This is a genomic window from Acidimicrobiales bacterium, assembly GCA_035540975.1.
Classification (GTDB): Bacteria; Actinomycetota; Acidimicrobiia; order Acidimicrobiales.
On record DATLFN010000013.1, the window covers coordinates 1 to 10,704 of the forward strand.

10 protein-coding genes are annotated in these 10,704 nt (G+C 73.4%); 8 read left to right on the forward strand and 2 right to left on the reverse strand.

Features of this window, described 5'->3' with window-relative positions; translation table 11 throughout:
* Positions 1–134: 134 nt before the first annotated feature.
* The 4 genes from VM242_02030 (at position 135) to VM242_02045 (ending at position 2,705) form a co-directional block, all read left to right on the forward strand.
* The gene (locus VM242_02030) at positions 135–509 is read left to right on the forward strand and encodes a DUF167 domain-containing protein (protein ID HVM03925.1); all 375 of its coding nucleotides are present in this window, start codon (positions 135–137) and stop codon (positions 507–509) included.
* Positions 510–793: 284 nt separating this feature from the next.
* On the forward strand, positions 794–1,315 hold the full coding sequence (locus VM242_02035; protein ID HVM03926.1) for a TraR/DksA C4-type zinc finger protein: 522 nt from the start codon (positions 794–796) through the stop codon (positions 1,313–1,315).
* Positions 1,285–1,797: a signal peptidase II gene (lspA, locus tag VM242_02040; protein ID HVM03927.1), complete on the forward strand. Its 513-nt coding sequence runs from the start codon at positions 1,285–1,287 to the stop codon at positions 1,795–1,797. The genes VM242_02035 and lspA overlap by 31 nt, the downstream gene beginning before the upstream one ends.
* Positions 1,794–2,705: an RluA family pseudouridine synthase gene (locus tag VM242_02045; protein ID HVM03928.1), complete on the forward strand. Its 912-nt coding sequence runs from the start codon at positions 1,794–1,796 to the stop codon at positions 2,703–2,705. The genes lspA and VM242_02045 overlap by 4 nt, the downstream gene beginning before the upstream one ends.
* Positions 2,706–2,740: 35 nt before the next feature.
* Here the strand turns inward: VM242_02045 and VM242_02050 are convergent, their stop codons facing one another.
* The gene (locus VM242_02050) at positions 2,741–3,187 is read right to left on the reverse strand and encodes an Rrf2 family transcriptional regulator (protein ID HVM03929.1); all 447 of its coding nucleotides are present in this window, start codon (positions 3,185–3,187) and stop codon (positions 2,741–2,743) included.
* A 64-nt stretch (positions 3,188–3,251) separates the two neighbouring features.
* Between VM242_02050 and VM242_02055 the strand changes: the two genes are divergently transcribed.
* The 4 genes from VM242_02055 (at position 3,252) to VM242_02070 (ending at position 9,517) form a co-directional block, all read left to right on the forward strand.
* Positions 3,252–4,379, forward strand: a complete 1,128-nt coding sequence (locus tag VM242_02055; protein ID HVM03930.1) for an alkaline phosphatase family protein — start codon at positions 3,252–3,254, stop codon at positions 4,377–4,379.
* 5 nt (positions 4,380–4,384) lie between these two features.
* Positions 4,385–4,912, forward strand: a complete 528-nt coding sequence (locus tag VM242_02060) for a proteasome activator (protein ID HVM03931.1) — start codon at positions 4,385–4,387, stop codon at positions 4,910–4,912.
* A 303-nt stretch (positions 4,913–5,215) separates the two neighbouring features.
* The gene (gene dnaE, locus VM242_02065) at positions 5,216–8,761 is read left to right on the forward strand and encodes a DNA polymerase III subunit alpha (protein HVM03932.1); all 3,546 of its coding nucleotides are present in this window, start codon (positions 5,216–5,218) and stop codon (positions 8,759–8,761) included.
* A gap of 81 nt (positions 8,762–8,842) precedes the next feature.
* Positions 8,843–9,517, forward strand: a complete 675-nt coding sequence (locus tag VM242_02070; protein HVM03933.1) for a hypothetical protein — start codon at positions 8,843–8,845, stop codon at positions 9,515–9,517.
* 51 nt (positions 9,518–9,568) lie between these two features.
* Here VM242_02070 and VM242_02075 read toward each other — a convergent pair whose 3' ends face one another.
* Complete coding sequence (locus VM242_02075) at positions 9,569–10,501, reverse strand: DUF559 domain-containing protein (protein ID HVM03934.1); 933 nt, start codon at positions 10,499–10,501, stop codon at positions 9,569–9,571.
* Positions 10,502–10,704 lie beyond the last annotated feature (203 nt).

Here is a 10,704-nt window from a genome sequence, read left to right on the forward strand (position 1 = left end):
CAGGCAATCACTGCTGCGCGGCGACACGCTCAACACGCGACCCGCAGACCGACATTGCTCGCCTCGTCCCGAAACCACCGGGGCACCCATCTGACCCCGTGCCCCGAGCCGAGTGGTGGACCCGAGGTGCTTACATGACCGGTGACGTGTTCGACGTGGGAGACGATGGTTCGGTGGTCCTGCGCCTGCACGTGGTGCCGGGGGCAGGGCGCACGGCGGTCACGGGCCGCCACGGCGACGCCCTCAAGGTGCGGGTGGCGGCCCCACCGGAGCGGGGGCGGGCCAACGACGCCTGCGTCGCCCTGGTGGCGTCCACCCTGGGCGTCCCGGCCGGGCAGGTCGAGCTGGTCAGCGGCCCGGAGAGCCGGTCCAAGCGGGTGCGCGTCAGCGGGATCGAGGCCGACGACGTGCGCCGGCTGCTGGCGGGGGCGGCCGGCGCCCCGGGCGGCGGCGGCCCGCAGGACGACCGGCCGGTCGGGAATGCCGGGTCGATCCGCGGCGTTCGCTAGGTCTTCGAACTCATTCGTTCGCTTCGCTCACTCCATTCGGTCGAGTTGGATCGTGCTCCGGCGGGCGAGCGGAGCTGGCGCCGCCTCCGCCCTGTTCTTTCTCCGTGTCCGCAGCCGTCGAGGCCCCCTGGCGGCGGCGAGAGCGGCCGCAGACCTTGCCGCTGCGAACGCGGCGAACGCCTGGGGCCCCTTGCCCCGCCAGGTGCCCTTCCCGAGCGAGCGGGGGCATGGTACGGTCCCCAGCCCGCCAGGGACGCCGCAGCCGAAAGAGGGCGGAGAGATCGGTGACCAGAGCCGCCAAAGCAGTCGATGCCGCCAAGGACGTCGGGAAGAAGGTCGCGTCGGGCGCCGACAAGGCGAAATCCAAGGCGAAGGCGGCCGTCGAGGCGGCTCCGGCGCCCGCCAAGGCGGCCAGGAAGTCGGCCGCCAAGGCGCCGGCCGACAAGTTCCTCCAGGAGCAGCTGGCCCTGCTCGCCCAGGAGCGCGCCGTCTACTCCGAGCAGGCCGAGGCCCTGAAGGCGCAGGCCGACCTGATGGCGCAGGAGATGGAGCCGGGCGACATCCAGTTCGACGACGAGTCGGGCGAGGGGGGAACCGCCAACATCGACCGTGAGCGCGACCTGGCGCTGTCCGCCCAGGCGAGGGCCGCCGTCGACGAGATCGACCACGCCATCGCCAAGATCCGCCAGGGCACCTACGGCACGTGCGAGAGCTGCGGCCAGCCCATCCCCAAGGCCCGCCTCAAGGCGCTGCCCCAGGCCCGCCTGTGCGTGGCGTGCAAGAGCGGGGGCCTGTCCCGGCGCTGAGCCAGGCCACCGAGCGCCGCCCGTCCCGCCGCCTGGCGGTGGGCGGCGCCACCGCCGGAGCCGTGGTGGCCGTCGACCAGGTCACCAAGAGCTGGGCGCTCGGGGCCCTGGCCGACGGTCCCGTCGACGTCGTGTGGACGTTGCGGCTCAACCTGTCGTTCAACTCGGGCGCGGCCTTCGGCATCGGCAAGGGCGTCGCCCCGTTGCTCATCGCCGCCGGCGTCGTGGTCCTCGTCCTGCTCATCGGCGCCGGCCGCTCCACGCCGGCCACGACGGCGTCCGCCGTCGCCCTGGGCCTGGTCGTCGGCGGCGCCGCCGGCAACCTGGCCGACCGGCTCTTCCGGGACCACGGGGGGGCCGTCGTCGACTTCATCGACCTCCAGTGGTGGCCGGTGTTCAACGTGGCCGACGCCGCCATCACCTGCGGCGCCGCCCTGCTCGTCGTCGCCGGCGCCCGCGCCGAACAGGGCCCGGGCCGGTGAGGGACGTGGTGCCCGCCGCCCTGGGCGGCGAGCGGGTCGACAAGGTGGTGGCCCTGCTCACCGGGCTGGCGCGTGGTGACGTCGCCCGCCTGGTGGAGCAGGGCGCGGTGCGGGTCGGGGGGCGGGTGGTGGCGGTGCGCAGCCGCCGCCTGGCCGAGGGCGACGAGCTGGAGGTGGACGTCCCCGAGGACGCCGGCGCCCCCGGCCTGGCGCCCGACCCCTCGGTCGCCGTCGCCGTCGTCTACGCCGACGACGACGTGGCGGTGGTCGACAAGGCGGCCGGCGTCGTCGTCCACCCGGGCGCCGGCCGGGCCGGGGGGACCCTGGCCGCCGGCCTGGTCGCCCGCTGGCCCGAGCTGGCCGGCGTCGGCGAGCCGGACCGTCCCGGGATCGTGCACCGCCTGGACAAGGGGACGTCGGGGCTGATGCTGGTGGCCCGGACGCCGGAGGCCCACCGGTCCCTGTCGGCCCAGCTGGAGCGGCGCGACGTCGAGCGTCGCTACCTGGCCCTGGTGTGGGGGACGGTGGAGGCGCCGGCCGGGCTGGTGGACGCGCCCGTGGGCCGGGCCGAGCGCGACCCCACCCGCATGTCGGTCTCTGCGCGCGGGCGCCAGGCCCGCACCCGCTACGAGGTCCGGGAGCGCTTCGACCGGCCGTCCGCCGCCACCCTCGTGGAATGCCGCCTGGAGACGGGTCGCACCCACCAGATCCGCGTCCACCTGGCCGCCATCGGACACCCCGTGCTGGGTGACGCCCGCTACGGCGGCGCCCGGTCGACCGCCCTGGCGCCCCGGCCGTTCCTCCACGCCCACCGCCTGGCGTTCGACCACCCCGTCAGCGGCGAGCGCCGGTCGTTCACCTCGGAGCTGCCCGCCGATCTCCGGGAGGTGCTGGGCCGCTTCGGCTGACGCTCGGCCCGGCGCCGGGCGCCGGGCGCCGGGGATCAGGCGAGGGGTTGGACGGGCTGGGCCCCGCCCCGGGCCGACGTGACCATGTCGGCCAGGGTGAACGAGTCGAGATGGGAACGCATGTGGCGGCCGACCTCGGCCCACACCGCCAGCAGGACGCACTGGCCCTCGTGGTCGCAGGCGCCGTCCTGGTGCGGCTCCCCGAAGTCGCCGGCCACGATGGGGCCGTCCACCGCGCTGACGATCTGGCCCAGGGTGATGTCGACGGGGTCGCGCGCCAGCACGTAGCCGCCGCCGACGCCACGCTTCGAGCGCACCAGCCCGGCGCCCTTGAGAGCGAGGAGGATCTGCTCGAGGTAGGGCTGGGGCAGGCCTGTCCGCTCCGCGATGTCCCGTACGGAGGTCGGGTGGCCGGTGTCGGCGTGCAGGGCCAGGGAGAGCAGGGCCCGGCTGGCGTAGTCGCCCCTCGTCGACACCTTCACGGGACCAATGCTACGGCCGGGCCCGGCGGTGAAAAGGTGACCCCGGGGGTACTACGTTCCCGAGGTGCTCCAGACCAGACCGGTCCCGGTGCTCCCGGCCTACGGCGGGGCATGCCTGTCCTCGCTGGTCCCGGCGCTGCTGTCGCCGGTCCCCGAGGCAGGGGAGTGGATGCCGCTCGCCGTGCGCGAGGCGGCGCAGGTCGTGCTGCTGGTGCTCGACGGCCTGGGCTGGGAGCAGCTGCAGGAGCGGTCGGAGCTGGCGCCGGTGCTCGGTTCCATGGACGGAGGGCCGATCACGTCGGTGGCCCCCACCACCACGGCCACCGCCCTCACCTCCATCAGCACCGGCCTGCCCCCGGCCCGGCACGGCGTCGTCGGCTACCGGGTCCGGGTCGGCGCCCGCGACGTGCTCAACGTGCTGCGGTGGAACACGGCGGCCGGCGACGCCCGGCCCACCGTCCCCCCCGAGGCGTTCCAGACCTCGCCGGCCTTCGGCGGGACGGCGCCCCCGGTGGTCACCCGGGCCGAGTTCGCCACCACCGGGTTCACCGCCGCCCACCTGGCCGGGACCCGCCTGCACGGATGGCGGCTCCCCTCGGCGGTGCCGGTGGAGGTCGGGCGCCTGCTGCGGGCGGGCGAGCCGTTCGTGTACGCCTACTACGACGGTGTCGACAAGGTGGCGCACGACCGCGGGTTCGGCTCGTACTACGACGCCGAGCTGGTCGCCACCGACCGCCTGGTGGGCGACCTGCTGGACGTCCTGCCGCCCGAGGCCGCCCTGGTGGTGACGTCCGACCACGGGCAGGTCCAGGTGGAGGGCGCCGGCATCGAGCTGGCCCCGGAGGTCATGGCCGACGTGGACCTGCTGTCGGGCGAGGGGCGGTTCCGGTGGCTGCACGCCCGGCCGGGCACGGCCGGCCGCCTGGCCGCCACCGCCCGCCGCCTCTACGACGAGGTGGCGTGGGTGCGCACCTTCGACGAGGTCGTCGAGGAGGGGTGGCTGGGCGGCCGGCCGTCGCCCGAGGTCGCCCGCCGGCTGGGCGACGTCGCCCTCGTCCCGTTCGAGCCGGTGGCGTTCCTGGACCCGGCCGACACGGGCGAGTCCCGCCTGGTGTGCCGGCACGGGTCGCTGACGCCGGCCGAGGCGCTCGTGCCCCTTCTGGTCAAGCGGGGCTCGGGCGGGCAAGGATGAGCCCCATGTCGTCCTCCGGCAGCCCGCTCGACCCGCCCGACCGGCTTGCCGTCGACCAGCAGGAGGCACGGGAGCCGGCCCCCGAGATCGTGGGCGACGGCTCGCCCGTGCGCGCCGGGGGTGAGGCCAACGAGACGGTCGAGCACCCGGCCAAGGTGATGCGGATCGCCTCGATGATCAAGCAGCTGCTGGAGGAGGTCCGCCAGGCGCCGCTGGACGATGCCGGCCGTCTCACCCTGCGGGAGATCTACCAGACGTCGGTGCGGGAGCTGGCCGCCAGCCTGTCGCCCGACCTGCGCGAGGAGCTGGCCCGGGTCACCCTGCCGTTCGCCGACCGGGGCAACCCCTCCGAACCCGAGCTCCGCATCGCTCAGGCGCAGCTGGTGGGCTGGCTCGACGGTCTCTTCCACGGCATCCAGGCCACCGTCTTCGCCCAGCAGATGGCCGCCCGGGCCCAGATCGAGGGCCAGCGCGGCCTTCCCCCCGGCGCCGACGATCGCATGCAGCGCATGCGCCCACCCGGGTACCTCTAGGCCTTTCGCCGCCGCAGGGCCACGGCCGGCCGGCCACACCCGGTCGCCAGCGCCTCTGGCGGCAAGAAGAGGCGCTATTCGCCCCTCCTTGCCGCCGGAACCCGAAGGGACGCTCGGCGGGCGGCCGAAGTGAGCGCCAGCGGGCGGGCCGGCGGAGCCGGCCCGCACCTTCAACCTTTCTCTGCTCGGGACGATGACGACGGCCCTCCCCCGTCCGGCGCGAGGCGCTAACGTTCCTAATGACACCGATGTAGTTATACACAGGCGCTGTGAAAGCCCTGTGGAAAGGAGGACGGCGGGGTCGTGGCGAGCAGCTTCACCCACCTCCACGTGCACACCGAGTTCTCCATGCTCGACGGTGCGGCGCGGGTGAAGGAGGTGATCGCGGCGGCGGCGGCCGACGGGCAGCCGGCGCTCGGGATCACCGACCACGGCAACATGTACGGCGTCTTGGACTTCTACCGGGAGTGCCGGGCGGCCGGCGTCACCCCGGTGATCGGGACCGAGGCGTACATGGCGGGCGAGAGCCGCCACGAGCGCCCCGTCCGGCGGGGCCGCATCGACGACACCGGCGGCGAGGACGGCGAGGGCGAGAAGCTCTACTACCACCTCACCCTGCTGGCCGAGACCACCACCGGCTACTCGAACCTCCTCAAGCTGTCGAGCGCCGCCTACCTCGAGGGCTACTACTACAAGCCCCGCCTCGACTGGGAGCTGCTCGACCGCCACGCCCGGGGCGTCATCGCCACCACCGGCTGCCTGGGCGGCGTCGTCCTCCAGGCCCTCCTGCGGGGCGACCACGAGGGTGCGCTGAAGCTGGCGGGGCGCCTCCAGGACATCTTCGGGCGGGACAACCTGTTCGTCGAGCTCCAGGACCACGGCCTGGCCAAGCAGCACCGGACCAACCCGCAGCTGGTGGAGATCGCCCGCCAGCTCGGCGCGCCGCTGCTGGCCACCAACGACAGCCACTACACCAAGCGCGAGCACGCCGTCGCCCACGACGCCCTGCTCTGCGTGCAGACGGGCGCCACCCTGGCCGACGAGAAGCGGTTCCGGTTCGAGGGGGACGAGCACTACCTCAAGTCGGCGGCCGAGATGCGCCACCTGTTCGCCGAGCTGCCCGAGGCGTGCGACAACACGCTGTGGATCGCCGAGCGGGCCCAGGTCGAGATCGAGTTCGGCAAGCCCAAGCTGCCCCGCTTCCCCCTCCCCGCCGGGTTCGAGGACGACGACGCCTACCTGCGCCACCTCACCTACGAGGGAGCCCACCAGCGCTACGGCGGAGAGCTCCCGAGCGCCGTGGTCGACCGCCTGGACTACGAGCTGGCGGTCATCTCCGACATGGGGTTCTCCGCCTACTTCCTCGTGGTGTGGGACCTCATCCGCCACGCCAGGGAACGGGGGATCCGGGTGGGCCCGGGCCGGGGGTCGGCGGCCGGGTGCTGCGTCGCCTACTGCCTGCGCATCGTCGACCTCGACCCCATCCGCTACGACCTGCTGTTCGAGCGCTTCTTGAACCCCGGCCGCAAGCAGATGCCCGACATCGACATGGACTTCGACGAGCGCTACCGCGGCGAGATGATCCGCTACGCGGCCGAGCGTTACGGGCCCGATCACGTCGCCAACGTCGTCACCTTCTCCACCATCAAGGCCCGGGCCGCCGTCCGCGACGCCGCCCGGGTCCTCGGCTACCCCTACGTCGTGGGCGACAAGGTCGCCAAGGCCATGCCGCCGCTGATCATGGGGCGGGACACGCCCCTGGCCGCCTGCTTCGAGCAGCTCCCCGGGCACGCCGACGGCTACAAGATGGCCGGCGACCTGCGGACCATGTACGAGACGGACCCCGACGCCCGCAAGGTCATCGACGTCGCCCGCGGGCTGGAGGGCCTGCGCCGCCAGGACGGCATCCACGCCGCCGCCGTCGTCATCACCGACGAGCCCCTCACCGAGTACCTGCCCATCCAGCGCAAGCCCGAGCCGGGCGGCGACCCGGGCGACGCCCCCATCGTCACCCAGTACGAGATGCACGGCGTCGAGTCCCTCGGGCTGTTGAAGATGGACTTCCTGGGCCTGCGCAACCTGAGCGTCATCGAGCGCGCCCTCGACATCGTCGAGGGATCCACCGGCACCCGGCCCGACATCGACGACGTCGCCCTGGACGACGAGGCGACGCTGGACATGCTCCGCCAGGGCAGGTCGATCGGGGTGTTCCAGCTCGAGGGCGGCCCCATGCGCGCCCTGATGCGGTCGCTGGCCCCCACCAGCTTCGACGACGTCGCCGCCCTCGTGGCCCTGTACCGCCCGGGGCCCATGGCGGCCAACATGCACAACGACTACGCCGACCGGAAGAACGGTCGGAAGCCGGTCACCTGCCTGCACGACGAGCTCCGGGAGATGCTGGCCGACACCCAGGGCCTGATGATCTACCAGGAGCAGGTCATGCGGGTGGCCCAGCGCTTCGCCGGCTACTCCCTGGAGGAGGCCGACAACCTCCGCAAGGCGTGCGGCAAGAAGATCCGGGCCCTCATCGCCAAGGAGCGGGTCAAGTTCGTCGAGGGTTGCGAGCGCACGGGCTACGGCGCCGACCTCGGCACCAAGCTGTTCGACGTCATCGAGCCCTTCGCCGACTACGCCTTCAACAAGAGCCACTCCTACGGCTACGGCCTCGTCGCCTACCAGACGGCCTGGCTCAAGGCCAACCACCCGGTCGCCTACCTGGCCGCCCTCCTCACCTCGGTCAAGGACGACAAGGACAAGACGGCCGTCTACCTGGCCGAGTGCCGGGCCCTCGGCATCCAGGTCCTGGTCCCCGACGTCAACCTGTCCGAGTCCGACTTCACGGCCCGGGGCGGCGCCATCCCGTTCGGGCTGTCGGCCATCCGCAACGTCGGTTCGGGCCTGGTCGAGCGCATCGTGGCCGCCCGGGAGTCGGGCGGGCCCTTCTCCGACTTCTACGACTTCTGCGAGCGGGTCGACCCCATGGTGCTGAACAAGCGCACGGTGGAGTCGCTCATCAAGTCGGGCGCCTTCGACTCGCTCGGCCATCCCCGCAAGGGCCTGTGCCTGGTGTTCGAGCAGGTGATCGACCGGTTCCTGGCCCGCCGCCGCGAGCGGGAGCTGGGCGTCATGAGCCTGTTCTCGTTCGACTCGGACGAGGGCGGCGGCGACGGCGACGACGGTGCCGGCTCCCCGGCGTTCGACGACGCTCGGGTCCCCGTCCCCGACCTCGAGTTCGACAAGGCCCAGAAGCTGGCGTTCGAGAAGGAGATGCTCGGGCTCTACATCAGCGACCACCCGCTGCTCGGCGTGGAGGCCAGCCTGCGCCGCATCACCGACGGGTCCATCGCCGAGCTGCGGGAGCTGCGGGACGGCGAGATCCGCACGGTGGGCGGGGTCGTCACCGGGCTGAGCCGCAAGTACACCAAGAAGGGGGACCTCATGGCCACCTTCTTCCTGGAGGACCTCCAGTCCGCCATCGAGTGCTGGGTGTTCCCCCGGGCGATGCACGAGTACGGGCCGCTGCTGGTGGACGACGCCATCGTGTGCGTCAAGGCCCGCCTCGACACCCGGGACGAGCAGCCCAAGCTGACCGCCCTGGAGATCCGCCGCCCCGAGCTGAACGCCGGCGACAACACCGAGGTCCACCTCGAGGTCCCGCTGGGCTCGCTCACCGAGTCACGGGTGACCCAGCTCAAGCAGCTCCTGGTCGAGCACCCGGGACCGTCGCCGGTGTTCCTGCACGTCGGCCGGAAGGTGCTCCGCCTCACCGACGACTTCGGCGTGGACGCGGGCAACGGCTTCATGGGCGAGATCCGCGTTCTCCTGGGGCCCAACGCGGTGCTGGGCTGAGCGCCCCCGGTTCGGCTCACGCCCCGGGGAGGAACTAGTCTGGCCCCGCACCACCGAGCTCTCCCGGGAGATTTCGCACCCATGGCGATCCAGGTCGAGACCAAGGACTGTACGGCGCTCACGGACGCCGAGATGGGCGAGATGGCCGACATCTGCGCCGAGGGCCCGGGGCACTACGACGTCGGCCTGCTGTCGAAGCAGCGGGAGGAGTGGGTGCTGATCACCCAGGCGCGGGACAACGGGAAGCTGTGCGGCTACTCGTTCTGCACGCTCGAGCGCATCGGCGGCACCCCGTGCCTGCTGATCGGCCTGGCGTCGATCAAGCGGTCGGCCCGCCGCGACACCGTGCTGCGGGCGCTCATGGCCGACCAGTACCGGCGGGCCCTGCTGGCCTTCCCCGACGAGGACGTCCTGATCGGCACCAAGATGACCGACGCCGCCGCCTTCCAGGCGTTCAAGGGGCTGGACGACATCGTCCCCCGGCCCGGCCACCGCGCCTCGGGCGAGGAGCGGGCGTGGGGGCGGCGCCTGGCCAAGCGCTTCGGTGCCGAGGGCCGCATCGACGACCGCACCTTCGTGGTCACCGGCGACGGCAACACCTGCGGCGCCCTGGACCACGAAGCCCTCAAGGACGACTCGGTGGACCCGGAGACGGCCGAGTTCTTCGGCCAGCTGGACCGCACCCGGGGCGACTACCTCATCGCCTTCGGGTGGGCCATGGCCGAGGACCTCGCCGCCGGCGCCATCGGCCGCTGACCCCCGACCGGCGTTCCTGTCGACGAAACGACTCGGATCCGGGTCGTTTCGTCAACCGGTTGGCCGGCGGGCGCGCCGGCGGGCCTCGCTGACGAGCCGGACCGCCTCGGCCGGGTCCCGGCGGAGGAGGTCCTCGGCGAGCGGGAGGACCCGGAACCCGGCCGCGGCCAGCGCCGCCGACCGGCGCTTGTCCCGGCGGACGTCCAGCGCGCCCTCGTGGTGCCAGCCTCCGTCGATCTCGACGACGAGGCGGACGTCGTCGTAGAGGAAGTCGACGCGCCCCACCCAGTCGCCGGCCCCGACGTCCACCTGGCGACGGGGCTCGGGCAGGCCGGCCGACCGGAGGAGGCGCAGGAACCGGCCCTCCAGCCCGCTCCCCAGCGGCCGCCTGCCGCTCCCGGCCTCGATCACCGACCGGGCGGCGGCCGTGCCCGGATGGCCCCGGGCGCCGACCTCGTCGAGCACCTGCTCCAGTGCCGACCACGTCACGCCCAGGCGCACGGCGGCGTGGGCGGCCAGCTCGAGCCGTGCCGGGTGCACGGTCGCCGCCAGGTCGAGGACCGTGCGGGCCAGGCCGGTCGTGGGGATCCCGTGGCGCGACCCACAGTGGGCCGGCGGCAGCAGGCTGGGGTGGTGGAGGATGGCGAGCGCTGTGGTCCGGCCCGACGCACCTCGCCGCCGGCTGACGTGGATGGCGCCGAGGTCGAAGCCGGGGAGACCCCACAGGGCGGCGGCCGCTCCGTGGGAGACCACGGCCCCGCCGCCGGCGTCGAGCACGGCCGCCATGGCGCGCTGCTCGCCCGAGGCGGCCGTGCCGACCAGCCGCAGCACGCGGCGGGTGACCTCCTCCCAGTCCGGTGAGCGCAACCGGTTCGCCACCGCCTGGCGCGACGCCCCGACGGCGCGCAGGTCGTCCCGGCCGACGAGGCCGTGCTGGGCGAACGCCCGGTCCCGCATCCATTCGTCGAGGTGCCGTGGGTGCACCCGCTGAGCATGGCCCCGACGTGTGACATCGCCACCCTGGCAGAGGGCGCCGCCCGAAACTGCACCTGAAACGACCCGGATCCGAGTCGTTTCCGCTACAGGTTGCGGGCCAGAGGGCGCCGTCCGGTCAGAGGAGGGCCGCCACCAGCTTGTAGCAGTGGCCGGCGCGGGGAGGGGAGAGGCTCACCACGATGCGGCGGGGG

Coding starts and splice junctions, on each gene's coding strand:
- VM242_02030 (HVM03925.1), top strand. CDS start 135: ATGACCGGTGACGTGTTCGACGTGGGAGACGATGGTTCGGTGGTCCTG.
- VM242_02060 (HVM03931.1), top strand. CDS start 4,385: ATGTCGTCCTCCGGCAGCCCGCTCGACCCGCCCGACCGGCTTGCCGTC.
- VM242_02070 (HVM03933.1), top strand. CDS start 8,843: ATGGCGATCCAGGTCGAGACCAAGGACTGTACGGCGCTCACGGACGCC.